Below are 24,945 nucleotides of genomic sequence, written 5' to 3'. Positions count from 1 at the left end.
ACTACTGGCCGGTATCATCGGTCAGGGTACGAAGACGTCCCATCCGCTCGCGAGGAGTTTTTCTGTGAGTAGCGAGGCCTACATCTACGAGGCGATCCGCACGCCTCGCGGCAAGAACAAGGGCGGTGCCCTGCACGGCACCAAGCCGGTCGACCTGGTGGTCGGCCTGATCGAAGAGCTCAAGGTCCGCCACCCGAACCTCGACCCCGCCGTGATCGACGACGTCGTGCTCGGCGTCGTCTCGCCGGTCGGCGAGCAGGGTGCGGTCATCGCGCGCACCGCCGCGCTGAACGCCGGCCTGCCCGAGACCGTCGCGGGCGTGCAGCTCAACCGCTTCTGCGCCTCCGGCCTGGAAGCCACCAACACCGCCGCGCAGAAGGTCCGCTCCGGCTGGGACAACCTGATCATCGCCGGCGGTGTCGAGTCGATGTCGCGCGTGCCGATGGGCTCCGACGGCGGCGCGCTGTTCATGGACCCGGCCACCGCGTACGACAACTACATCGTCCCGCAGGGCACCGGCGCCGACCTGATCGCGACCATCGAGGGCTTCTCGCGCGAGGACGTCGACGCGTGGGCCGTGCGCTCGCAGGAACGGGCCGAGGCAGCCTGGTCCGGCGGCTACTTCGCCAAGTCCGTCGTCCCGGTCAAGGACATCAACGGCGTGACCGTCCTGGACCACGACGAGCACCGCCGCCCCGGCTCCACCGTCGAGAGTCTCGGCAAGCTCAAGCCCGCGTTCGCCGGCATCGGCGAGCTGGGCGGCTTCGACGCCGTCGCGCTGCAGAAGTACCACTCGGTCGAGAAGATCAACCACGTCCACACCGGCGGCAACTCCTCCGGCATTGTCGACGGCGCCGCGCTGGTGCTCGTCGGCTCCGAGCAGATCGGCAAGACCTTCGGGCTGACGCCGCGCGCCCGGATCGTGGCGACCGCGTCGATCGGCTCCGAGCCGACGATCATGCTCACCGGCCCGACCCCGGCCACCGAGAAGGTGCTGAAGACCGCGGGCCTCAAGCCCGAGGACATCGACCTGTGGGAGCTCAACGAGGCGTTCGCGTCCGTCGTGCTCAAGTGGATCAAGGACCTGCACCTCGACGAGGAGAAGGTCAACGTCAACGGCGGCGCGATCGCCATGGGCCACCCGCTCGGCGCCACCGGCGCGATGCTGGTCGGCACCGTGGTCGACGAGCTCGAACGCCGCCAGGCGCGCCGCGCCCTGGTGACCCTGTGCATCGGCGGCGGCATGGGCGTCGCCACCATCATCGAGCGGGTGTGAGGACACTAATGGCTGAGAGCAAGACCATCCGCTGGGAGCAGGACGAGGACGGCATCGTCACGCTGACCCTCGACGACCCGAAGCAGTCGGCGAACACCATGAACGCCGACTTCCGCGAGTCGCTCGGCGTGACCGTGGACCGCCTGGAGGCCGAGAAGGACTCCATCACCGGCGTCGTCATCACCTCCGCGAAGAAGACCTTCTTCGCCGGCGGTGACCTGAACGACCTCATCCAGGCGAAGCCCGAGAACGCCGTCGAGTTCACCGAGTCGTCCGGCCTGATGAAGGGCCAGATGCGGCGGATCGAGCAGCTCGGCAAGCCGGTCGTCGCGGCGATCAACGGCGCCGCGCTCGGCGGTGGCCTGGAGATCGCGCTGGCGACGCACCACCGGATCGCGGCCGACGCCAAGGGCAGCCAGATCGGCCTGCCCGAGGTGACGCTCGGCCTGCTGCCCGGCGGCGGTGGCGTTGTGCGCACTGTCCGATTGCTGGGTATCCAGAGCGCGCTGCTGAACGTCCTGCTGCAGGGTCAGCGCCACCGCCCGCGCAAGGCGCTGGAGCTGGGCCTGGTGCACGAGGTCGTCGACACCGTCGAGGAGCTCGTCCCCGCCGCGAAGGCGTGGATCAAGGCCAACCCCGAAGGCGGCGTCCAGCCCTGGGACGTCAAGGGCTACCGGATCCCCGGCGGCACGCCGTCCAACCCGAGCTTCGCGGCGAACCTGCCCGCGTTCCCGGCGAACCTGCGCAAGCAGATCAAGGGCGCGAACATGCCGGCGCCGCGGGCGATCCTGGCCGCCGCCATCGAGGGCTCGCAGGTCGACTTCGACACCGCGATCACCATCGAGACGCGCTACTTCATCAGCCTCGCGACCGGCCAGGTCTCGAAGAACATGACGAAGGCGTTCTTCTTCGACCTGCAGACGATCAACTCCGGCGGCTCGCGGCCGGACGGCTTCGAGAAGTACACGGCCAAGAAGGTCGGCGTGCTCGGGGCCGGGATGATGGGCGCCGCGATCGCGTACGTGTCGGCGAAGGCCGGCATCGACGTCGTCCTCAAGGACGTCTCGCAGGAGGCGGCCGAGAAGGGCAAGGGCTACGCGGCCAAGATCGAGCAGAAGGCCCTTTCGCGCGGCAAGACGATGCAGGAGAAGTCGGACGCGCTGCTGGCGAAGATCACGCCGACCGCCGACCCGGCCGACTTCGCGGGCGTCGACTTCGTGATCGAGGCCGTGTTCGAGAGCGTCGAGCTCAAGCACAAGGTGTTCGGCGAGATCGAGAGCGTCGTCAACGCCGACGCGGTGCTGGGCTCCAACACCTCGACGCTGCCGATCACCACGCTCGCCGAGGGCGTGCAGCGGACCGAGGACTTCATCGGGATCCACTTCTTCTCGCCGGTGGACAAGATGCCGCTGGTCGAGATCATCTGCGGCGAGAAGACGTCGCCGGCGACGCTGGCGAAGGTCTTCGACTACACGCTGCAGATCAAGAAGACCCCGATCGTCGTCAACGACAGCCGCGGCTTCTTCACCTCGCGCGTCATCGGCACGTTCATCAACGAGGCCGTCGCCGCGCTGGGCGAGGGCGTCGAGCCGGCGTCGATCGAGCAGGCGGGTTCGCAGGCCGGTTACCCGGCGCCGCCGCTGCAGCTGATGGACGAGCTGACGCTGACCCTGCCGCGCAAGATCCGCAAGGAGACGCGCGAGGCGATCGAGGCCGCGGGCGGCACCTGGAAGGCGCACGCGTCGGAGGGCGTCATCGACCGGATGGTCGAGGAGTTCGACCGCAAGGGCCGCTCGACGGGCGCCGGCTTCTACGAGTACGGCGAGGACGGCAAGCGCACCGGGCTGTGGCCGGGCCTGCGTGACGCGTTCAAGTCCGGCTCGGCCGAGGTCCCGTTCGAGGACCTCAAGGAGCGGATGCTGTTCGCCGAGGCGCTCGAGACGGTGAAGTGCTTCGACGAGGGCGTGCTGACGTCGATCGCGGACGCCAACATCGGCTCCATCTTCGGCATCGGCTTCCCGGCGTGGACCGGCGGTGTCATCCAGTACATCAACCAGTACGACGGTGGCCTGCAGGGCTTCGTCGACCGGTCGCGCGAGCTGGCCGCCCGGTACGGCGACCACTTCGAGCCGCCGCAGTCGCTGGTGGACAAGGCCGCCAAGGGCGAGATCTACGAATAAGCAAGGTCCGTGAAGGCCTCCTTGCCGGCTCTAACCGCCGGTAAGGAGGCCTTCACGGCTTTCGTGGGTGTCCGGAAGCTTGTCCACTTCGAATTCGCCGGAAGGCCATCGAAGCGGGTTAATCTCCGCCCATGCGCCGTCCCGTCACGGTGGTCCTCGCCGCCGTCCTGCTCGCCTCCAGCCTGACAACGATGTCGGCCGCCTCCGGGCTGAGCCCCGCAGACTTCGTCGATCCCCTCATCGGCTCGGCCGGGGACGGGAACACCTACCCCGGCGCCACCGCGCCGTTCGGGATGCTCGCCTGGAGTCCCACCAGTACGCGCGGGGACCAGACCAGCACCGGGGCCGCCAACGGCTATCAGTACGACACCACCCGGATCCGCGGCCTCAGCCTCACCCACGTCAACGGCGCGGGCTGCAACCCGGGCGCCGCGGGGGACGTGCCGATCCTGCCGTTCGCCGGGGACGTCACCTCGTCGCCGACCGCCGACACCACCGACGCGATCTACGCGAGCAACTTCAGTCACGCCGACGAAGCCGCGACGCCGGGGCGCTACAAGCTCGGGCTCGCGAACGGCGTCACCACCGACGTCGCCGCCACCGAACGCACCGCGATCGGCGCCCTGCAGTACCCGGCGGGCAAACCCGCGAGCCTGCTCTTCCGGACGTCGAACTCGCTCAACGGCAGCGAAGACGCCGAGACGCACCTCGACCCGGCGAACCGCAAGGTCACCGGGTCCGTGCTCACCGGCGCGTTCTGCGGCCGCCGCGCGAACGGCGGCGTCAACAACCGCAAGTCCTACTACCGCCTGTACTTCACCGCGCAGTTCGACCAGCCGTTCGCCGGCACCGGGACGTGGAAGGACGCGACGCTGCAGCCGGGCGGGCTCGACCAGACCGGTGGCGAGGGGTACGCGACCGGCAGCGACCGCGCCGGTCGGGGCTCCGGCGGGTACGTCACCTTCGCGCCCGGCAGCAAGGTCACCATGCGGATCGCGATCTCGTACGTCTCGCTCGACGGCGCGGAGCGCAACCTGCGGGCCGAGCAGCCCAGTAAGTCCACTGTGGACAACGTGGCGGCCGGGACGAAACGCGCGTGGAACACCGAGCTGAACCGCGTGGCCGTCGGCGGCGGCACGGCCAACCAGCAGGTCACCTTCTACACCGCGCTCTACCACGGCCTGCAGCAGCCGAACCTCGTGAGCGACGTCGACGGCCAGTACCTGGGGATGGATCAGCGGCCCCACCACGTCGCCCGGGGGCAGGACGCGCAGTACTCCAACTTCTCCGGCTGGGACCAGTACCGCGCGCAGGTGCAGCTCCTGGCCCTGCTCGAACCCCGCGTCGCCGGGAACTTCGCGCAGTCGCTCTACAACTACGCGCAGCAGAACGACGGCGTCTGGGACCGCTGGGTGCACGTCAACGGCGCGACGCACGTCATGACCGGCGATCCGACGGCGGCGACGCTCGCGACGTTCTACGCGATGGGCGTCCGCAACTTCGACTACCGCGGCGCGTTCGATTCGCTCTACAAGCAGGCGACCGTGCCGCGGCCGGAAGGCCTGCAGGACGGCGGCTGCCCCGGCCAGTGCGTCGGCCAGCGCCCGAACCTCGCGCAGTACCTGACCTCGCACTACGCGCCCAACGACGTCTGCCACTGCTGGGGCGGCGCGGCGGAGACACTCGAAGACGCGGTCGCGGACTACGCAATCGGACATTTCGCAGAGCTGCTCGGACGCACTCACGAAGCCGCGGAGCTGCACGCCCGGGGTGCGTACTGGCGCAACGTCTTCAACCCGGGGACCGGTTACATGCAGGCCCGCAACGTCGACGGCAGCTGGTTGACGCCGTTCGACCCGGCGAGCGACCGCGGTTTCGCCCAGGGCAGCGCGGCGGCCTACACGTGGATGGTCCCGCAGGACGTCTCCGGCCTCGCCGACGCGATGGGCGGCAAGGCGACCGCCGTCACCCGCCTCGACGGCTTCTTCCACGACGCGAACGGGAACTGGCTGCTCAAGGGGGGTGGCCCGCTCAAGTACGACCCGACGAACGAACCCGACATCCACGCGCCCTGGTTGTACAACGAACTCGGCCGGCCGTGGAAGACGCAGGAGACCGTCCGGCAGCTGGTGAACTCGGTGTACACGACCGGGCCGTCGGGCCTGCCCGGCAACGACGACCTCGGCACGATGTCCGCTTGGTACGTCTTCGCCGCGCTCGGCATCTACCCGCGCACGCCCGGCTCGGGCGAGCTGCTGCTGTCGAGCCCGCTGTTCCCGAGCGTGGTGATCCGGCCGGCGGCCGGGGCCCCGATCCGGATCACGACGTCGGGCAGCGGCAAGTACGTCGCGGACGTCCGCCGCGGTGGCTGGCCGCAGCGGGACTGGAAGCTCGACGCGTCCTTCCTGCGCACGGGCGGTTCGCTCGACTTCCGCCTGTCCGAGACGCCGACGACGTGGGGGAGCTGACCGTCACCCGATCGGGCTGAATGCATCCAGCTCTCGTGCCGTGGCCGGTACTGTCTCGATTTTCCTGCCACGGCACGAAGGAGTTCCGGAGAGGTGAAAGAACCCGTTCATCGGACGATCTTCGTGGTCGACGTGCAATGTTACGGCGCCGAGAAGCGGACGACGCCCGATCTCCTCGCCGTGAAAACGGGTCTGTACCGGGCTTTGAAGGTGGCGTTCCGTGAATCCGGCGTGCGCTGGCGCAAACTGCGGTGCGAGGGGACCGGCGACGGCTTCTTCCTCCTCGCGCCCGCGTCGGTGCCCAAGTCGGTTTTCGTGGAGCGCGTTCCGCACGTCCTGGCGGAGCGGATCCGGCGGTACAACGCCGGTCAGCGGGAGCAGGCGCGGATGCGGATCCGGGCGGCGCTGCACGCCGGCGAGGTCGTCCACGACGCCCGCGGAGCGACCTCGCCGGCGATCACCAAGGCGTTCCGCCTGCTCGACGCGGCCGAGCTGAAGGCGGCGCTGGCCGGATCCGAAGGCGAACTCGCGCTCATCACGTCCGATTGGTTCTACGCCGAAGTCGTCCGGCACAGCACGGAAGCCGAGACCTACCGGCCGTGCCGCGTGCAGGTGAAGGAGACCTCGGAAGCCGCCTGGTTCGCGCTGCCGCGGGCGTCGTATCCGCCGAGGCCGGCGCGGACTCCGGCGTGGCTGTGGGGCTCGGTGGCCGGCGCGGCCTCGGCGCTCGTCGTCGCCGGTGCGGTGTTCGCTCCCGCGCGTCCGGCGGCCGCGCCCGGCGAGTCGATCGTGGGCGCGCCGCGCACCGCGGACCCCTGCGCGGTGACCTTTCCCGACGCTCTCGGCGGCTACGGCGTGGTCGAGCAATCGGACGACTTCGGGAACTTCAATCGCTGCGACGCTCTCGTGTACCCGTCCGGCGACCGCGCGGACTACGTCGACGTCAGCGTCGAACTCGCCACCGGGACGCGAGAACCCCTGCCGGTCCAGTGGGATGGTGGGTTCGGCGTCCAGCGGCCGTCCGCCGAGCCGGGCCACTGCACCAGGATCCTGCTGCTGCCGGACGCCGGGACTCAGGTGGTTGTCGGCGCGGACGGCGACCCTGCGGCGAAGCACGACTTCTGCGGGATGGCCGAAGCGGTCGCCGCCCGCGCCCGGACGGCTTTGGGACGCGGCCAGATCCCGCGGCGCCAGCTCCCCGCGGGCTCCTTGGCGAGCAAGGACGCCTGCGCGTTGCTGGACACCGCGGCGACGACAGAGGCGCTCGGGGCCGGTCCGGTGGAGCGGATTCCCGGGTTCGCGAACTGGGCGTGCGACTGGAGCTACCCCGACCGGCCCGGGCTGGTGAAGGTCCTGTTCGACCGGACCGCCGCCGAGATCCGGCAACCGGGGACGCCGGTGCAGCTGGGCCGCTACTCCGCCCGGGTGCAGGCGCGGGAGCGCGGCGACACCAGCTGCACCGTGACCATCGTCTACCGCACCTACGTCGACACCAAGCACCAGCAGACGGACGAGCTGGCGGTCGTCGACGTCGACAAGAGCGACGCGCGGCCGGAAGACCTGTGCGCCCCCGCCCGGAGCTTGGCCGCCGCGGTGGCGACGCGGCTCTGAGTCACGGTTCCAGCGCGACGTGCGGGAGCCGCCGGTCCAGTCCGCGCGGCAGCCACCAGGCCCGCGCGCCGAGCAAGCGCATGATCGCCGGGACGAGCAGGCAGCGGATCAGCAGCGCGTCCAGCAGCACCGCCACCGCCAGGCCGAGCCCGAACTGCGCCAGCATCCGCGACGGGTCGAGCAGGAACGCGCCGAACACCAGCACCATGATCGCGCCGGCGGCGGTGATCACGCCGCCGGTCGCGGCGAGCCCTTCGCGCACCGCGAGGCGCGCGTCGCCGGTGCGCCGCCACTCCTCGTGCATCCGCGACACCAGGAACACCTCGTAGTCCATCGACAGCCCGAAGACGATCGCGAAGATCATCACCGGCACGAACGCCTCGATCGGGCCGGACTGCGCGCCGAACCAGCCGTCGCCGAACACCAGCGTCATCACGCCGAGCGAGGCGCCGATGCTCAGCAGGTTCAGCAGCGCCGCCTTCAGCGGGATCAGGATCGAGCGGAACACGACCATCAGCAGCAACGCCGAGAGCCCGACGACGACCAGCACGAACAGCGGCAGCCGGTCGGCGACGGCGTCGGCGAAGTCCGTCGCGGCCGCGACCGAACCGCCGACCAGGTAGTGCCCCGGCAGGGACGGCAGGACCTCGGTGCGCAGGCGCGTCACCAGTTCGGCGGTCGCTTCGTCCTGGGGAGACGTCGTCGGGAACGCGAGCACGGTCAGGCCCGTCGGCGGCAGCGCGCGGGCGATCCCGGGGGTCGATGCGAGCCGTTGCTGCAGCGCGACGGGATCGCCGTCTTCGGTGACGACGGCGAGCGGTCCGCTGAAGCCCGGCCCGAACCCTTCGGCCATCAGGTCGTACGCCTCGCGCGTCGTCGTTCCGGCGGGGTCCGTGCCCGAGTCGGCGAAGCCGAGCCGCATGCCCGCGGCCGGGATGGCCAGGCCGATGAGCACGATCAGGCCGATCGCCAGCGCGGCCAGCGGCCGACGCTGGACGCCGTCGGCGAGCCGCCGCCAGGCGTTGCCGTGCTCGCGCGGTGTCACCTGGGGCTTCGCTCCAGGCCCGGCCCCCTTCGAGCGTTTCACGGCGTGCTTGCGGATGCCGCGTTCGAGCCGCTTGCCGAACAGCGACAGCAGCGCGGGCAGCAGCGTCACCGACGCGAGCATCGTCATGAGGACGGTGAGCGCGACGGCCAGCGCGACGCCCCGCAGCCCGCCGAGTCCGAGAGCGAGCAGGCCGAGCAACGCGATGATCACCGTCGTCCCGGCGAACAGCACCGACCGCCCGGCGGTGTCGAGCGCGCGACGCGCCGCCGTGTCGCGGTCGTGGCCGGCGAGGATCTCGCCGCGGTAGCGGGAGAAGATGAGCAGCGAGTAGTCGACGCCCACCCCGAACCCGACCAGCATCATCAGCGGCGACGTGTAGCTCGCGATGCCGACGTAGTGCGAGACGAGCGTGATCGCGCCGAGCGTGCTGCCGACCGCGAACACCGCGGTGATGACCGGCAGTCCCGCCGCGAGCAGCGAGCGGAACAGGAACACGAGCACGACCAGCGCGGCGAGCAGGCCGACGCCCTCCGCCGGGCCGCCGCCTTCGGAGACCCGCTTGATCGGGTCGCCGGCGAGCGCCACCTGGACGCCGTCGGCCGCCTTCGCGGTGTCGACGACCTTGACGATGTCGTCGTAGGGGAGGTCGGCCGACGCGGCGTCGAACGCGACGGTCGCGTAGCCGATCCGGCCGTCCCGCGAGAGCGTCGCCGGGCTGTCGAACGGGCCGGTCACCGACCGCACGTGCGGCTGCAATCGGACATTTGCCAGAGCGTTATCGACCGCTGCACGCCTGGCGGCGAGCCCGCTGTCGGACTTGAAGACGATCTGCGCGTCCGCCCCGGACTGCGTGGTCGTCTTCAGGAGGTCGACGACCTGCTGCGACTCGGTGCCCGGCAGTGAGTTGTCGTCGTGGAAGGCGCTCCCGGTGAGCCGGGAGGTGAACGTGACGGCGAGGAGGACCAGGGCCCAGAGTGCGACGGCGAGCCACCGGTGGCGTTGCGCCCAGCCGGCCAGGCGCGCCAGCCGGCCGCCGGTGGTGCGGGTGATGGTGTCCATGGTGGACAAGAATCGCGAGTGCGGGCCTACTGCGCGTCGCGCTCCGGAGGGCACTTCGCGTGCACCCAGCGGTGTCCCTTAAGGCCTTTCCCGTACTCCCGCGGGAGTACGGCTCAGGGGGTGAGCCAGCGCGGCGTCACCGCGCCGGACTCGTAGGCGAGGACGACGAGCTGGGCGCGGTCGTGCGCGCCGGTCTTGGTCATGATGCGGCTGACGTGCGTTTTCGCCGTCGCCGGGCTGAGCGTGAGTTCGCGCGCGATGTCGTCGTTCGACATGCCGGCGGCGACCAGGGAGAGCACTTCGCGTTCGCGGTCGGTGAGCCGGTCGAGCGCCGGTGACGGCGTCGGCCGGGTGACGCGCGCGGCGAACTCGGAGATCAGCCGCCGCGTGACGGACGGCGCGAGCAGCGCGTCCCCGCGGGCGACCACGCGCACGGCGTGGATCAGTTCGGCGGGCTCGGTGTCCTTGACGAGGAACCCGCTCGCTCCCGCGCGAAGGGCGCCGTAGACGTCTTCGTCGAGGTCGAACGTGGTGAGGATGACGACCTTAGTGCCGGTCATCCCCGGATCGGCCAGCAGGTGCCGGGTGGCGGCCAGGCCGTCGAGCACCGGCATCCGGATGTCCATCAGCACGACGTCCGGGCGGTGGTCGTGCGCGGCCTGCAGGGCTTCGCGCCCGTCGGCGGCTTCGGCGACGACGTCGATGTCGTCCTCGCCGTCCAAAATGGACCGGAAGCCGGCGCGGACGAGCCGCTGGTCGTCGACGAGCAGGACCCGGATCATCGGCCCATCATCGCACCGGAAGCCGGGCACGCACGCGGTAGCCGCCACCTTCACGGGGCGCGGCGGTCACTTCGCCGCCGAGCGCCCGCGCGCGCTCGGTCATGCCGCGGATGCCGTTGCCCGCCGGGGCGGTGCCGCCGCGCCCGTCGTCGTCGACCTGCACGGACAGCTCGGTTTCGCCGTAGCCCAGCCGGACGACGACGGTCTTCGCGGCGGCGTGCTTCGCGACGTTCGTCAGAGCTTCCTGGACGACGCGGAACGCGGCGTGCTCGACGTCCGGCGGCAGGTCCCGGGCGACGCCGTCGATCTCGGTGCGCACGGTCAGCCCGGACGCACCGGCGGATTCGGCCAGCTCCGCGACGCGGGAAAGCGCGGGCACGTTGTTCTGGCGCAGCATGCCGAGGGTCGCGCACAGCTCCTGCAACGCCGTCTTGCTCGCGTCCTTGATCGCCGCGAGCGCTTCTTCGGCCTGCTCCGGATCACGGCGGTGCAGCGCGGCGCCGGCCTGGACGTTGATCAGCGCGAGGTGGTGGCCCAGCGCGTCGTGCAGCTCGCGCGCGATGCGGAGACGCTCGTCGGTCCGCGCTTCGGCCGCGCGAGTGCGCTCGGCCGCAGCGCGGAAGTGCGCGACCGCGCCGCCCGCGACCAGCGCGACGAACCAGCCCGTCATCAGGAAGAACGCGAAGTTGTCGACGTGCCGCCCGGACCGCGAGCTGATCTCGCCGACCACGACACCCGCCATCGCCGCGACGACCAGCAGCGCGGCGCCGCGGATCCGTCCGGCCGCGGCGGCCGTGTAGAGCGTGTAGGCGAAGGCCAGCAGCACCAGCCCGTCCGGATCGGTGAGCGGGTAGTAGAGCGCGCAGCAGATCAGCGCAAACCCGGCGACACTCAGCGGGTACCGGCGGCGTAGGAACAGCGCGGCGCAGCAGGCGATGGTCAGCACCCAGCCGAGCACGACGTGGTTCCCGGGCTCCGCGGTGTCGCTGAGAACGGCGAACAGCGAGCCCGCGAGCACGGCGACGGTGACCGCGAGTTCGGCGGCGTACCGCCGTAACCAGGACATCCGGCGAGTCTAGGGCGGATTCAGGCCAGCCCGTCGAGAGCGGCGCGCAAGCGGTTGCCGGCGTGCTCGGTGAACGGATCCATGTGGCCGAAGCACGCGATGTCGACGTCCAGCGCGGCCAGCCTGCGGAACGACGCCAGCAGGCGCGGGCGATCCGTGTTGAACACGCCGGGGATCGCGACGCCGTCCATCTGCGAGACCGAGTCGCCGGTGAACAGGATGCCGTGCGCCGGTAGGTGGATCGCGATGCTGCCGTCGGTGTGCCCGGGGATCGCGAGGACCTTCGCGCCGCCGCCGAAGCCGAGTTCGTCGCCGTCGGCCAGTTCGCGGTCGACGACGCAGGGCGGCCCGGTGAGCCCCTTGGTCTCGGCGCCGGTCTGCTCGTACAGCGGACGCTCCCAGTCGAGCAGCACCGGCGGGGTGGCGGGCTGCTCGCCGCGCACCACCGGCGCGTCCGCCCCGTGCGCGAGCACCTCGATCCCGCCCGCGGCGCGGAGATCGGCGGCCGCGCCGGTGTGGTCGGAGTGGTAGTGGGTCAGCACGATCCGGCGCAGCTCACCGGGATCGCGGCCCGCGGAGCGGATCGCGGCGGTGACACCGGGCGCCCAGCCGGCGAGGCCGGTGTCGATCAGCGTCAGGCCGTCGTCGTCCTGCCAGAGGTAGGCCTGGACGAAGGCGTCCCGGATCAGGTGCAGCCGCGGGGTGATCTCGACGAGCTCCATGTCGCGAGATTAGAGGTGAGCACGTGGGTGCGGGGCGGGATTTGCTCACAGCGTAACGGACTTCGCGTGCGATTTTCGCTGTAACAAACGGTTTCCGGTCACCGACTAGGCGGCATTGATTCGCTTGGCTGAGGAGTGGCAGTGGGTAAGAAGCTCGGGTTGGTCCTGGCGGCGGGACTGCTGGTCGCGGGCTGCGGCGCGGGTCCGCAGCAGTACAAGGACACCGGCAACGTCGGGGTGATCGCGCCGACGACATCGAGCTATTCGACGCCGACGTATTCCGTTCCGGTCACGACCGAAGCGCCGGCCACCTCCGCATTGCCGACGACGTCCGACGTGCCGGTCGCCACGACGGTTCCGGCCGCGCCGAACACCGTCGCACCCAAGGCCGTCGCGCCGAAAGCCGTCGCGCCGAAGACGACCGCGGCGAAGGCCCAGGCGCCGAAGACCACGGCCAAGCCCGCGCCGCAACCGGCCGCGTGCGGTGCCGACTACTACCGGAACGTGGACGGCAACTGCGTGCACCGGCCCGGCAGCAGCCCCGCAGGCGCGACAGCCCTCTGCAAGGACGGCACCTACAGCTACAGCCAGAACCACTCCGGGACCTGCTCGGGGCACGGTGGAGTGCGCACCTGGCTGTGAGATGTGCGGCATCGAGCACGAATGGATCGGAATCCCCCAGCACGTAGGTACAGTGCATGAAGTTGCATGATGCGTACTAACTACACATCTGGGGGTGTGGTGTCCCGTCCCGAAGGGTCCGGCCGCGCGATCGTCGTCGTCCTCGCTTCGTGCGGGCTGGTGGCGTCGTTCATGCAGACCCTGGTCGTGCCGCTGATCCCGGTGTTCCCGAAGCTGCTGCACGCGTCGGCCGCCGACGCGTCGTGGGTGGTCACGGTGACGCTGCTCGCCGCGGCGGTGATCACGCCGGTCAGCGGCCGGCTCGGGGACCTCTACGGCAAGCGGCGGATGATCCTCATCAGCCTCGCCGTGCTCATCGCCGGTTCCGTGGTGTCCGCGACGACCAGCGCGCTCGCGTTCCAGATCCTCGGCCGCGGGCTCCAGGGCTGCGCGATGGGCGTGATCCCGCTCGGCATCAGCATCATGCGCGACGAGCTCCCGCCCGAACGCGTCGGCGGCGCGATCTCCCTGATGAGCGCGACGCTCGGGGTGGGCGGCGCGATCGGGCTGCCGGTCGCGGCGCTCGTCGCCGAGAACGCCGACTGGCACGTGCTGTTCTGGACGGCCGCCGGGCTCGGCCTGGCCTGCGCGCTGCTGATCCTCACGGTGGTGCCGGAGTCGTCGCTGCGCACGCCCGCGCCGTTCGACTACTTCGGCGCGTTCGGCCTGGCCGCAGGCCTGCTCTGCCTGCTGTTGCCCGTGGTGAAGGGCGGCACGTGGGGCTGGACCAGCGCGCCGACGCTCGGCCTGGCCGCGCTGGCCGTCGTCATCCTGGTCGGCTGGGGCGCCTACCAGCTGCGCCGCCGCGACCCGCTGGTCGACCTGCGCGTCTCGTCCCGCCGTCCGGTGCTGTTCACGAACCTGGCGTCGATCATGGTCGGCTTCGCGTTGTACGCCATGGCGTTGTCGTTCCCGCAGCTGCTGCAGGCCCCGTCGTCGACCGGTTACGGGCTCGGTCAGACCATGGTCGAGTCCGGGCTCACACTCGCGCCGAACGGCCTGGTGATGATGCTGCTCTCGCCGGTGTCGGCACGGCTCATCACCCGGTTCGGCCCGCGTCCGACGCTGATGAGCGGCGCGCTGGTGATCGCCGTCGGCTACGCGTTCGCGATCGTCCTGATGGACAACGCGCTCGAGCTCATCACGGCCTCGGTGATCATCGGCGCCGGCGTGGGGATCGCGTACGCGGCGATGCCCGCGCTGATCATGGGCTCGGTGCCGGTCACCGAAACGGCGTCCGCGAACGGCCTGAACGCCCTGATGCGTTCGGTCGGCACGGCGGTCTCGAGCGCGGTGATGGCCGCGATGCTGGCCCAGCTGACGATCAGCGTCGGCGGCCTGGCGGTGCCGTCGCTGGGCGGCTTCCGCGCGACGTTCGCGGTGGCGGCGTGCGCGGCACTGGCGGGCGTCGCGCTGGCGGCTTTGGTACCGAAGACGAAGGTGGCGCCGGTCTTGGTCGGCGTCGCGTAACCGCGGGTCCGGGTGGCGAAACCCGGACCCGCGGCGCACGCCGTCAGTTCTTGCGCGCCACCAGCGCCAGCCCGCCGCACTCCGTCGGGTCTTCCGGCATGTCGTCGGCGGCGTCCGGGCGCCACTGCGGGATGAACACGACGCCGGGGTCGACGATCTCGAAGCCGTCGACCAGGGCTCGCAGCTCGTCGGCCGAGCGCGGGATCACCGGGTTGGAGCTCTTCTTGTACATCGCCACCGCGCGCGCGGTCTCGTCGCTCTGCCGCTCGTGCGTGGCCGACGACAGCGCCAGGTAGCTGCCGGGCGCGAGCGCGTCGCGGTAGGCCGCGAGCAGCCGGGCGGGTTCGCGCTCGTCCGGGATGAAGTGCACGAACAGCGCCATCACCACCATCACCGGCTGGTCCAGGTCCAGCATCATCTCGGTGGTGTCGTGCTCGAGGACGTCGTCCGGGAACTCGGCGTCGGCGTACACCATCGCCGCGTTCTCGTTGTCCTCCAGCACGATCTCGCTGTGCGCGACCGCGACCGGCTCGTTGTCCACGTAGACGACCCGCGACGTCGGGTCGGCGGCCTGCGCCACCTCGTGCACGTGCCCCACGGTCGGCATGCCCGAACCGATGTCGAGGAACTGCCGGATGCCCTGGTCCATCCCGAACCGGATCGCGCGGCGCAGCCACTGCCGGTTGAGCTGCGCGCGCTCCCGCGCGTTCGGCTGCGCCGTCAGCACCTGCTCGGCGAACATCCGGTCGACGGCGTAGTTCAGCTCGCCGCCGAGGATGTAGTCGTACACGCGCGCGGCGTTCGGCTTGTCGAGGTCGATGCCGCGCCTAGCGAGTTCGTCTTCGGTCATCCGCCGCTCCCGGGCTCAGGTGTGACGCGAGAATAGCCCGGCCCGCGTCAGGCCTTGCGAGCCACCAGCGACAGACCGCCGGACAGCGCGGGCGGGTCTTCGAGCGGCCCGTCCGGGCGCCACTCCGGCGTGAACACGACACCCGGCGGCAGGATCTCGAACCCGTTCACCAGCGCGCGCATCTCGTCGGGGGAGCGCAGGGTCAGCGGCGTGCCGCTCTTCTCGTACAGCGCGACCGAGCGCTGCGACTCCTCGCCCTGGCCTTCCCACGTGCCCGACGACAACGCCAGGTAGCTGCCTGACGGGAACGCGTCGAAGTACTGCGCGATCAGGCCGGCCGGATCGCGGGAGTCGGGGATGAAGTGCGCGAACGCGGCCATGATGATCATCACCGGCTGGTCGAAGTCCAGCATCGACTCGGTCGTCGGGTGCTCCAGCACGTCGTCCACGTACTCGGCGTCGGCCTGCACCATGGCCGCGTTGTCGTTGCCCTCCAGCACGATCTCGCTGTGCGCGACGGCGATCGGCTCGTTGTCGACGTACACGACCTGTGACTCCGGGTCGATCCCCTGGACGACCTCGTGCACGTGCCCGACCGTCGGCATGCCCGAGCCGATGTCGAGGAACTGCCGGATGCCCTGTTCCGCGCCGAACCGCACGGCCCGGCGCAGCCACGCCCGGTTGACCACCGCCATGTGCCGCGCGTTCGGCAGCACGCCCAGGACCTGGTCGGCGAACATCCGGTCGACGGCGTAGTTCAGCTTGCCGCCGATCATGTAGTCGTACACGCGTGCCGCGTTCGGGCGCTCGAGGTCGATGCCACGCTGCGCGTGCTGGTCGGTCATCGCCGCTCCTCGCCGTCGGTTCGACGGCGAGGATAGCCCGGTTCAGAGCAACGGCGGCACCGCGGCGTCGATAAGGTGCGGCCCTGGTTCGGCGAACGCGCGCTGCAGTTGCTCGGCGAGCTCCTCGGCGGTCGTCGCGCGGGTCGCGGGCACGCCCATGCCCTCCGCGATCTTCACGAAGTCCATGTCCGGCCGCGAAAGGTCGAGCAGCTCGTTCGCCTTCGGGCCGCCCTGCGCCCCGACGCGCTGCAGCTCCAGCCGCAGGATCGCGTACGCGCGGTTGTTGAGCAGCACCGTCGTCACGTTCAGGTTTTCGCGCGCCTGCGTCCACAGCGCGGAGATCGTGTAGAGCGCGCTGCCGTCGGACTGCAGGTTGAGCACGGGACGGTCCGGCGCCGCCACGGCCGCGCCGGTCGCCACCGGCATGCCGTAGCCGATCGCGCCGCCGGTCAGCGTCAGGACGTCGTGGTGCGGCGCGCCCGCCGTCGCCGTCGGCAGCATCAGGCCGGACGTGTTCGCCTCGTCGGCGATGATCGCGTTCTCCGGCAGCAGCGCGCCGATGACGTCGACCCAGTTCTGCGGGGTCAGCGGGCCGCTCGGCAGGGCGGGCCGGGACGCCTGCTGCAGCACCGGCTCGGTGTCCGCGGCGACGAGGTCGGCGACCTCGGTCAGCGCGCGCGTGACGTCCTGTCCGAGCGACGCAAGCGTGTGCACCTGGGCACCTTCCGGCACCAGGTCGCTCGGCTTGCCCGGGTAGGCGAAGAACGACACCGGCGCCTTCGTGCCGGCGACGACGATGTGCTTGATCCCGTCGAGCTGGTAGGTGACCTGCTCGGCGAGGTACCCGAGCCGCTCGATCGTCGGCAGTCCCTCGCCGCGCTCGAGCCGGGACGGGAACGTCTCGACGAACGCCTTCGCGCCGGTCGCGGCCGCGATCCGGCTGGCGGCGCGGAGCCCTTCTTCGTGACATGCGGCGCCGCCGATCAGCAGCGCGACCGGTTCGCCGGTGCCGAACACCGCGGCGACGTCCTTGATCGTGGTCGCGTCCACCGCCTGCGGCACGCGCGGCGGGATCGGCGCGCACGTCTCGCCGCCTTCGCCCCACGAAGCGTCCGCGGGGAGGATCAGCGTGGCGACGCGGCCGGGCGCGTCCTGCGCCGCGGCGACCGCGGCGGCGGCGTCCGCTCCGACGTCCTTGGTGTGCTCCGAGCGGCGCACCCAGCCTTCGAGCGAGCTCGCGATGGACTCGATGTCCGATTCGAGCGGCGCGTCGTACTGCTTGTGGTAGGTCGCGTGGTCGCCGACGACGTTGACGATCGGCGTGTTCGCGCGGCGCGCGTTGTGCAGGTTCGCCAGGCCGTTGCCGAGGCCCGGGCCGAGGTGCAGCAGCGTCGCGGCGGGCTTGCCGGCGATCCGCGCGTAACCGTCGGCGGCACCGGTGACGACGCCCTCGAACAGCGCGAGCACGCCCCGCATCTCCGGGACGGTGTCGAGCGCGGCGACGAAGTGCATCTCCGACGTGCCGGGGTTCGCGAAGCACACTTCGACGTCGGCGTCGACCAGGGTGCGGATCAGGGACTGGGCGCCGTTCAGCTCGCTCATGCGGTTCCTTCGGTGAAGAGAACGCCGGGGTTGAGGATCCCGGCGGGGTCGAAGCTCTGCTTGATCCGGCGCATCAACGCGATCTTCGCCGGGTCTTCGAGTTCCTGGTAGTAGCTCGCCTTGGTGCGGCCGAGGCCGTGCTCGCCGGAGATCGCGCCGCCCAGCTCCATGGCGTGCGCGAAGATGTCGGTAAGCAGCTGCTTCCGCTTGTCGCCGTCTTTGCAGAAGATCCCGAGGTGCACGTTGCCGTCGCCGGCGTGCCCGCAGCCGATCGCGCCGCCGCCCGCGGCCATCGCGAGCTCCCGCGCCTTCTTGATGAACTCCGGCATCGCGGTGCGCGGCACGACGACGTCGATGACGTCGTCGGCGCCGGCCGCCTTCGCGGTCCAGAAGGCCTTCTCGCGCGCTTCGATGAGCTTGCGCGCGGCGCCGCCGTCGAGGACGTAGACGTCGGTCGCGCCGAGTTCGCCGAGTAGCTCGCCGACGGTCTCGACGTCCTGCTCCAGCCGCTGCGCCTCGCGGTTCTCCAGCGCGACGACGAGGTACGCCTCGGTCGTCTCGCGGATCTTGTCCGGTACGCCGAGCTCGAGCTTCTCGTTGTAGACGATCGCCGCCATCGTCAGGTTGTCGATGTATTCGAGGATGTGCGGCGCGAGCCCGCTGGAGAGGATCTCCGGCACGGCGGCCATGACCTGGTCGAAGTTGCCGAACGGCGCGAGCACGGTGGCGCCGTGCGTCAGCCGCGGGTGCAGCTTGACGATGACCTCTGTGGCCAGCGCGAGGGTGCCTTCGGAGCCGATGATCAGCTGGGTGAGGTCGTAGCCGGTCGACACCTTCGACGTCTTGCCGCCGGTGCGGAGGATCTCGCCGGTCGGCAGCACGGCCTGCAGGCCGAGGACGTTGTTGCGGGTGACGCCGTACTTCACCGCGCGCATCCCGCCGGCGTTGGTGCCGACGTTCCCGCCGACGCTCGCGCTCAGCTCGCCGGGGTAGACGGTGTAGCTGAGCCCGGCTTCGGCCGTCTTGACGTCGAGTTCGGCGAGCGTGACGCCGGGCTGCACGACGGCGACGTGGTTGCCGGTGTCGATCTCGAGCACGGAGTTCATCCGCTCGAAAGAGATGACGAGGCCGTCTTCGCGGGGGCGCGCGGCGCCGGACAGTCCGCTGCCGGAGCCGCGTGCCGTCACCGGGATGCTGTGCTCTGTAGCCGCCTTCAGCAGCTCCGCGACTTCTTCGGCCGTTGCCGGCTTCACGACGTACGCGGGCTTCTGCGGCTCCGCCGTCAGCGCTTCGTCGTGCGCGTAGTCCTCGGAGATCGCCTCGCCCGTGAGCAGGTTCTTGTCCCCGACGATCTCGGCCAGCTGTGCCGCCACGTCGCCCATCGAGAGTCTCTCCTCCGCGCCGTTGCTGTGGTTACCGCAGCGTAGTACGTACCGCCAGTACGCCGCTATGAAGATGTTTCACATTTGGATGGGTGGGTCAGAATTTAGCTCAGGCTAAATCTCTGGTGGGTGACGGCCGGCGGGGCGAGGCTTCCGGCATGACATCGACGTACACCTTCGACGACGGCTTTTCCGTGCAGCGCCTGGGGTTCGGCGCCATGCGGCTGACCGAGTGGGACCACGTTCCGCCGGGGAGTGCGGCCGTTGCGCGCCGGGCGGCGGAGCTCGGCGTGACGTTCTTCGACACCGCCGATGTCTACGACCTGGGGCGGAACGAGGAGCTGCTCGCCGAGGCGCTCCACCCGTACCCGGGGCTGCTCGTGGCGACGAAGTGCGGGCACGCGCGCCCGAGCCGCGGCGAGTGGGTCCCGCTCGGCCGGCCCGAGTACCTCCGGCAACAGGCGGAGCTTTCGCTGCGACGCCTGCGCGTCGACCGCCTGGACCTGCTGCAGCTGCACGGGCTCGACCCGCAGGTGCCGCTCGCGGACCAGGTCGGTGCGCTCGCGCGGCTGCGGGAGGAGGGCAAGGTCGCGCGGGTGGGGCTGTCCGAGGTGAGCGTCGCACAGCTCGAAGAAGCCCGGGCCGTCCCGCCCATCGCGAGCGTGCAGAACCGCTACAACCTGACCGACCGGGCGTCCGACGACGTCCTCGACCACTGCACGCGCGAAGGGATCGCGTTCATCCCGTGGTTGCCGATCGCCAACGGTGGGCACGCGACGGCCGGCGGGGTGCTCGGAAAGGTCGCGGCCGATCTCGGCGCGACACCCGCTCAGGTGTCCCTCGCCTGGCTGCTGCGCCGGTCCCCGGTCGTCATCCCGATTCCCGGGACGTCGTCGCTCGAACACCTCGAAGAGAATTGCGGTGCGTCGGCAATCGAGCTTTCCGACGACGATTTCGTGCGGCTGTCCGCGAGCGCGTGAAACGGCCCGGCCGCGGTTTCCCGCGACCGGGCCGTTCGGTCGCCTAGGTCAGACCAGCCAGCCGAGGACGTGCGCCAGGTGCGCGAGAACGCCCGTGAGGATGTCGTGGGCGTGGTGCGCGTGCTGGGCGAACATCTGCATGGAAAGGCTCCTTAATGAATGATTCCTGATTCCCTGGAGTTGCTCTCGCGAGGAGCTGAATCAGGTTTTCACCGTGCTGGCGACCTGTCAAAGAGCCGAATTCCGGGAATCCCGCCGTCGCGGAATCTTCCCATGCTAAACACGTAATCCCTTCGTGTTTGCCGCCGGGGTGCCCTGGTCGGCGGTCAACCACTCTGGGTAGCAACTGGACCGATCATCACTGACGGTGATGCCGGGCTTGATCCGGCAACCTGGGCTGTCGCGTAGCTCGATCTGGTGATCACCGGCCACGAAAGGTGAAACTCCGACGATCACCCTTTCGAGTGGCGAAAGGCGTGAAAAAGGAACGCCGGGTGCGGTATTCGCACCCGGCGTCCCCTTGGCGGATAAGGGTTTCAGGCTCGCGCGAACGAGAGCGTCTCGCCCTCGACACCCCGTAGCCAGAGGTCCTGCGCGGCGGCCGCCATCTCGGCTAGGCCCTCCTCGATCGTGGCGAACACGTTGCCCGGCACCCAGCCCGCGTCGCCGTTGATCAGCAGGTTGTTCCGCCCGTAGAAGATCGCGAGGTCGGTCGCACCTTGGTCGCTGTGGGCCTCGCTGCCGTCGTCGTAGCCGTACGCGGGGTTGCCGATCTCCCACGCTTCGAAGCCGAAGTACAGGACGTCCCCGGGGATCGGCGTGATCGTCGGGTTCTCCCGCCCCGGCTTCGGCTCCGCGAACGGCGGCACGAGCGTGTAGACCTCGTTGCGCGCGTACTTCGCGTGGTAGGCGGACCCGCTCTGCGGCAACGCGTCCCACACCGCCTTGCAGGTGCGCGGCGCCTCGTCGTCCAGCAATCGGGCCCGGCAGGTGATCCCGCGTTTGTCGAGGGTGATCGTGACGTACCGGGCCATCCTCAGCTCCCGGTGACGGACGCGACGACCTCGCCCCAGATGCGCAGCGCGTCGTCGACCTGCTCGGCGGTGACCACCAGCGGCGGCACCATCCGGACCACGTTCATGTACGGCCCGCAGGTGAGCAGCAGCAGGTTGTTCTTGGCCGCGGCCTGCTGCGCGGCCGCCGCGGTCGCCGGGTCCGGCTCGCCGTCGGCGGTCGTGAACTCCGAGCCGACCAGCAGCCCCAGCCCGCGCACCTCGCCGATCGCCGGCGTCTTGTCCGCGACGAGCCGCGCGCCATCGAGCAACTGCTGCCCGCGCGTCGCGGCGTTCTCCACCAGGTTCTCCTGCTGGATCACCTCGAGCGTCGCGATCGCGGCGGCGCACGAAACGGCGTTGCCGCCGTACGTCCCGCCCTGCGAGCCCGGGAGCGCCTTCGCCATCAGCTCCTGCGAAGCGGCGATGCCGGAGAGCGGGAAGCCGCTGGCCAGGCCCTTCGCGATGAGCACGATGTCAGGGGAGACGTCGAAGTGGTCGTGCCCCCAGAACTTCCCGGTGCGGCCGAAGCCGGTCTGGATCTCGTCGACGACCAGCAGGATCCCGTGCCGGTCGGCGCGCTCGCGCAGCCCGGCCATGAACTCGGTGTTCGCCGGGACGTAACCGCCCTCCCCGAGCACCGGCTCGACGAAGATCGCGGCGGTCTCGTTGGGCGCGCTGACCGTCTGGAACAGGAAGTCCAGCTCGCGCAGCGCGAACTTCGTCGCGGTCTGCTCGTCCCAGCCGTAGTGGAAGGCGTAGGGGAACGGCGCGACGTGCACGCCGGCCATCAGCGGGCCGATGCCGGCGCTGAACCGCGTCCCGGACGTCGTCATCGACGCCGCCGCGACGGTCCGGCCGTGGAAGCCGCCCTGCATGACGATGACGTTCGGGCGCTTCGTCGCCTGCCGGGAAAGCCGCAGAGCGGCTTCGACGGCTTCGCTGCCGGAGTTCGCGTAGAAGAGCGAGTCGAGGCCGCTCGGCAGGACGTCGCCGAGGCGCTTGGTCAGTTCGAGCAGCGGCTGGTGCATCACCGTCGTGTACTGCCCGTGGACGAGCTTGCCGATCTGCTCCTGCGCTGCTCGTACGACGTGCGGGTGGCAGTGCCCGGTGCTCGTGACGCCGATCCCGGCGGTGAAGTCGAGGTGCCGGTTGCCGTCGACGTCGTAGAGGTAAACCCCTTCACCGTGGTCGACCACGACGGGCGTTGCCTGCTTGAGCAGCGGAGATAGCTGGGCCATGGCAGCGTGCTCCTCGGTCGGTCTGAGTGGGTTGTCGATTGTTGACAATATCCATAGCATGGCCCTCGGGACAACACGTGAGGAGCAGTCGGGATGAGCGTGAGCACCGAGTCCGGCGTCGTCGACGCGGTCGGCAAGGAACTGTTCATCGGCGGCAAGTGGGTCGCCGCCGAGGCCGGGAAGTCCTTCCCGGTCGTGGATCCGGCGACCGGCCGGGAGCTGTGCCAGGTCGCCGACGCCTCCCCGGCGGACGGCGTCGCCGCCCTGGACGCCGCCGTCGCCGCGCAGGCGGACTTCGCGAAGATGGCGCCCCGCGAACGCGGCGAGATCCTGCGCCGGGCGTACGAGCTGCTGATGGCGCGCCAGGACGAGCTCGCCCTGCTCATGACGCTCGAGATGGGCAAACCGCTGGCGGAGTCGAAGGGCGAGATCGCCTACGCCGCCGAATTCTTCCGCTGGTTCGCCGAGGAGGCCGTCCGGATCGAGGGCGGCTACGCGACCGCGCCCAACGGCTCCGGCCGCTTCCTCATCACCAAGCAGCCGGTCGGCCCGACGCTGCTGATCACGCCGTGGAACTTCCCGATGGCGATGGGCACCCGCAAGATCGGCCCGGCGATCGCCGCGGGCTGCACGTCGGTGATCAAGCCCGCCGCGCAGACGCCGCTGTCGATGCTCGCGCTGGCCGGCATCCTCGCCGAGGCCGGGCTGCCCGCCGGCGTCCTCAACGTCGTCACGACCAGCGACTCCGGCGGCGTGATGGAGCCGCTGATCCGCGACGGCCGCGCCCGCAAGCTCTCCTTCACCGGCTCCACCGGCGTCGGCCGCAAGCTGCTCGAGCAGTGCGCCGACAAGGTGCTGCGGACGTCGATGGAGCTGGGCGGCAACGCGCCGTTCCTGGTCTTCGAGGACGCCGACATGGACGCGGCCATCGAAGGCGCGATGCTCGCGAAGATGCGCAACATCGGCGAGGCGTGCACCGCTGCGAACCGGTTCTACGTGCAGCGCGGCGTCGTCGAGGAGTTCTCGCGACGGCTGACCGAGCGCATGCAGGCCCTGCCGATGGGCCGCGGCACCGAGAGGGACGTCGTCGTCGGCCCGCTGATCGACGAAGCCGCCGTCACCAAGGTGACCGAGCTGGTCAAGGACGCCACCGACCGCGGCGCGAAGGTGCTCACCGGCGGCGCCGGCGTGGACGGTCCGGGCCACTTCTACCAGGCGACCGTGCTCACCGACGTCCCGCAGGAAGCGCGTCTGACGCACGAAGAGATCTTCGGGCCGGTCGCGCCGATCTCCGCGTTCGACACCGAGGAAGAAGTGGTGGCGAAGGCGAACGACACCGAGTTCGGCCTCGTCTCCTACGTCTACACCAGCGATCTCAAGCGGGCGCTGCGCGTCTCCGAGGCGCTAGAAGCCGGGATGATCGGGCTGAACCAGGGCATCGTGTCGAACCCGGCGGCGCCGTTCGGCGGGATCAAGGCGTCCGGGCTCGGCCGCGAGGGCGGCTCGTTCGGCATCGAAGAGTTCCTGGAGACCAAGTACATCGCGGTGGCCCTGTGAGCTCCTACCGCATCGCGAGCATCCCCGGCGACGGCATCGGCGTCGATGTCACCATCGAGGCCCGCAAGGTCCTCGACGCCGCCTCTTCGAAGTTCGGCTTCTCCCTGGAGTGGACCGAGTTCGACTGGAGCTGCGAGCGGTACGCCCAGCTCGGGTCGATGATGCCGGACGACGGCGTCGCGCAGCTCTCGGCGTTCGACGGGATCCTGCTCGGCGCGGTCGGCTTCCCCGGCGTCCCGGACCACGTTTCCCTGTGGGGCCTGCTGATCCCGCTGCGGCGCGCGTTCTCCCAGTACGTCAACCTGCGCCCGGTGCGGCTGCTGCCGGGCACAACGTCGGTGCTGGCCGGGCGGAAGGCCGAGGAGCTGGAGCTGGTGATCGTCCGGGAGAACTCCGAAGGGGAGTACTCCGCGATCGGCGGCCGGCACAACGCCGGCCGGCCGGACGAGTTCGTGCTGCAGGAGTCGGTGTTCACCCGCGTCGGCGTCGAACGGATCATCCGGTACGCCTTCGAACTCGCGCGGACGCGGTCTTCGCGCGTCTGCTCGGCGACGAAGTCCAACGGGCTCATCCACTCGATGCCGTTCTGGGACGAGATCTTCGCCGAGGTCGCGGCCGAGTACCCGGACGTCCGCAGTGAACAGATGCACGTGGATGCCTTGGCCGCGCGCATGGTCCAGGCGCCGGACCGGCTCGACGTCATCGTGGGGTCGAACCTCTTCGGCGACATCCTGAGCGACCTCGCGGCCGCGATCACGGGCGGCCTCGGCATGGCACCGTCCGGCAATATCAACCCATCGGGTGAATCCCCGTCGATGTTCGAAGCGGTCCACGGGAGTGCTCCGGACATCGCCGGACAAGGCATCGCCAACCCCGTGGCGCAGATCCTGGCGGCCGCGATGCTGGTCGAACATCTGGGCGAAACCGTTGCCGCGCAAGCGATCCGCGCCGCGGTGGACCGGGTGCTCGACGAGGGCCGGGTGCGCACGCCGGACCTCGGCGGCAGCGATACCACAGAACGGCTCGGCACGGCAGTGGCCGAAGCACTGGGCTGAGTTTTTGTCGGTGCCCTC

The 24,945-nt window shown here is 70.4% G+C and carries 19 protein-coding genes; 9 read left to right on the top strand and 10 right to left on the bottom strand.

The window, feature by feature from the left end; genetic code table 11:
- Window positions 1–64 precede the first annotated feature (64 nt).
- From OHS58_RS29425 to OHS58_RS29410, 4 genes are all read left to right on the top strand, one after another.
- Window positions 65–1,276 carry an acetyl-CoA C-acetyltransferase gene (locus OHS58_RS29425; RefSeq protein ID WP_247057317.1) on the top strand — a complete coding sequence of 404 codons (1,212 nt, stop codon included), beginning with the start codon at window positions 65–67 and terminating at the stop codon, window positions 1,274–1,276.
- Window positions 1,277–1,284: 8 nt separating this feature from the next.
- Window positions 1,285–3,456: a 3-hydroxyacyl-CoA dehydrogenase NAD-binding domain-containing protein gene (locus OHS58_RS29420; protein ID WP_328644709.1), complete on the top strand. Its 2,172-nt coding sequence runs from the start codon at window positions 1,285–1,287 to the stop codon at window positions 3,454–3,456.
- A gap of 131 nt (window positions 3,457–3,587) precedes the next feature.
- Entirely contained in the window at window positions 3,588–5,924 is a 2,337-nt protein-coding gene (locus tag OHS58_RS29415) for a GH92 family glycosyl hydrolase (protein ID WP_328644708.1), read from the top strand.
- Between the two features lie 93 nt (window positions 5,925–6,017).
- Window positions 6,018–7,535 (top strand): hypothetical protein, encoded by a 1,518-nt coding sequence (locus tag OHS58_RS29410; protein WP_328644707.1) that lies wholly within the window; start codon window positions 6,018–6,020, stop codon window positions 7,533–7,535.
- A 1-nt stretch (window position 7,536) separates the two neighbouring features.
- Here OHS58_RS29410 and OHS58_RS29405 read toward each other — a convergent pair whose 3' ends face one another.
- From OHS58_RS29405 to OHS58_RS29390, 4 genes are all read right to left on the bottom strand, one after another.
- Entirely contained in the window at window positions 7,537–9,642 is a 2,106-nt protein-coding gene (locus tag OHS58_RS29405) for an MMPL family transporter (protein WP_328644706.1), read from the bottom strand.
- Between the two features lie 113 nt (window positions 9,643–9,755).
- Window positions 9,756–10,424 (bottom strand): response regulator transcription factor, encoded by a 669-nt coding sequence (locus OHS58_RS29400; RefSeq protein ID WP_326944206.1) that lies wholly within the window; start codon window positions 10,422–10,424, stop codon window positions 9,756–9,758.
- 7 nt (window positions 10,425–10,431) lie between these two features.
- Window positions 10,432–11,490, bottom strand: coding sequence for a sensor histidine kinase (locus OHS58_RS29395; RefSeq protein ID WP_328644705.1), 1,059 nt, complete (start codon window positions 11,488–11,490; stop codon window positions 10,432–10,434).
- A 20-nt stretch (window positions 11,491–11,510) separates the two neighbouring features.
- On the bottom strand, window positions 11,511–12,212 hold the full coding sequence (locus OHS58_RS29390; protein WP_328644704.1) for an MBL fold metallo-hydrolase: 702 nt from the start codon (window positions 12,210–12,212) through the stop codon (window positions 11,511–11,513).
- 141 nt (window positions 12,213–12,353) lie between these two features.
- On the opposite strand from OHS58_RS29390, the gene OHS58_RS29385 reads away from it, so the two are divergent.
- Together OHS58_RS29385 and OHS58_RS29380 are read left to right on the top strand one after the other, a co-directional pair.
- Window positions 12,354–12,854, top strand: coding sequence for a DUF3761 domain-containing protein (locus OHS58_RS29385; protein ID WP_326958073.1), 501 nt, complete (start codon window positions 12,354–12,356; stop codon window positions 12,852–12,854).
- Window positions 12,855–12,923: 69 nt separating this feature from the next.
- The gene (locus OHS58_RS29380) at window positions 12,924–14,363 is read left to right on the top strand and encodes an MFS transporter (RefSeq protein ID WP_442788322.1); all 1,440 of its coding nucleotides are present in this window, start codon (window positions 12,924–12,926) and stop codon (window positions 14,361–14,363) included.
- Between the two features lie 43 nt (window positions 14,364–14,406).
- Here the strand turns inward: OHS58_RS29380 and OHS58_RS29375 are convergent, their stop codons facing one another.
- From OHS58_RS29375 to OHS58_RS29360, 4 genes are read right to left on the bottom strand one after another with little or no spacing between them, the layout of a single operon-like run.
- Complete coding sequence (locus tag OHS58_RS29375) at window positions 14,407–15,213, bottom strand: SAM-dependent methyltransferase (protein ID WP_247057299.1); 807 nt, start codon at window positions 15,211–15,213, stop codon at window positions 14,407–14,409.
- A gap of 47 nt (window positions 15,214–15,260) precedes the next feature.
- Window positions 15,261–16,058, bottom strand: a complete 798-nt coding sequence (locus tag OHS58_RS29370) for an SAM-dependent methyltransferase (protein WP_328644703.1) — start codon at window positions 16,056–16,058, stop codon at window positions 15,261–15,263.
- A 42-nt stretch (window positions 16,059–16,100) separates the two neighbouring features.
- The gene (locus OHS58_RS29365; RefSeq protein ID WP_328644702.1) at window positions 16,101–17,660 is read right to left on the bottom strand and encodes an acetolactate synthase large subunit; all 1,560 of its coding nucleotides are present in this window, start codon (window positions 17,658–17,660) and stop codon (window positions 16,101–16,103) included.
- On the bottom strand, window positions 17,657–19,042 hold the full coding sequence (locus OHS58_RS29360) for an FAD-binding oxidoreductase (RefSeq protein WP_328644701.1): 1,386 nt from the start codon (window positions 19,040–19,042) through the stop codon (window positions 17,657–17,659). Before OHS58_RS29360 ends, OHS58_RS29365 begins: the two co-directional genes overlap by 4 nt.
- Window positions 19,043–19,200: 158 nt before the next feature.
- Between OHS58_RS29360 and OHS58_RS29355 the strand changes: the two genes are divergently transcribed.
- Window positions 19,201–20,022, top strand: a complete 822-nt coding sequence (locus OHS58_RS29355) for an aldo/keto reductase (RefSeq protein WP_328644700.1) — start codon at window positions 19,201–19,203, stop codon at window positions 20,020–20,022.
- A gap of 536 nt (window positions 20,023–20,558) precedes the next feature.
- On the opposite strand, the gene OHS58_RS29350 is transcribed toward OHS58_RS29355, so the two are convergent.
- Both OHS58_RS29350 and OHS58_RS29345 read right to left on the bottom strand, forming a co-directional pair.
- Window positions 20,559–21,056, bottom strand: coding sequence for a DUF3830 family protein (locus tag OHS58_RS29350; protein ID WP_328644699.1), 498 nt, complete (start codon window positions 21,054–21,056; stop codon window positions 20,559–20,561).
- Window positions 21,057–21,058: 2 nt separating this feature from the next.
- Window positions 21,059–22,315: an aspartate aminotransferase family protein gene (locus tag OHS58_RS29345; protein ID WP_326958082.1), complete on the bottom strand. Its 1,257-nt coding sequence runs from the start codon at window positions 22,313–22,315 to the stop codon at window positions 21,059–21,061.
- A gap of 93 nt (window positions 22,316–22,408) precedes the next feature.
- Between OHS58_RS29345 and OHS58_RS29340 the strand changes: the two genes are divergently transcribed.
- Together OHS58_RS29340 and OHS58_RS29335 are read left to right on the top strand one after the other, a co-directional pair.
- Window positions 22,409–23,872, top strand: coding sequence for an NAD-dependent succinate-semialdehyde dehydrogenase (locus tag OHS58_RS29340; protein WP_328644698.1), 1,464 nt, complete (start codon window positions 22,409–22,411; stop codon window positions 23,870–23,872).
- Window positions 23,869–24,927, top strand: coding sequence for a tartrate dehydrogenase (locus OHS58_RS29335; RefSeq protein WP_328644697.1), 1,059 nt, complete (start codon window positions 23,869–23,871; stop codon window positions 24,925–24,927). Before OHS58_RS29340 ends, OHS58_RS29335 begins: the two co-directional genes overlap by 4 nt.
- The last annotated feature ends 18 nt before the right edge of the window (window positions 24,928–24,945 follow it).

This window comes from Amycolatopsis sp. NBC_00348, assembly GCF_036114655.1.
Lineage (GTDB): Bacteria > Actinomycetota > Actinomycetes > Mycobacteriales > Pseudonocardiaceae > Amycolatopsis.
Note: the sequence above shows the minus strand (reverse complement) of the source record. Positions and strands in the feature narration are given on the sequence as shown.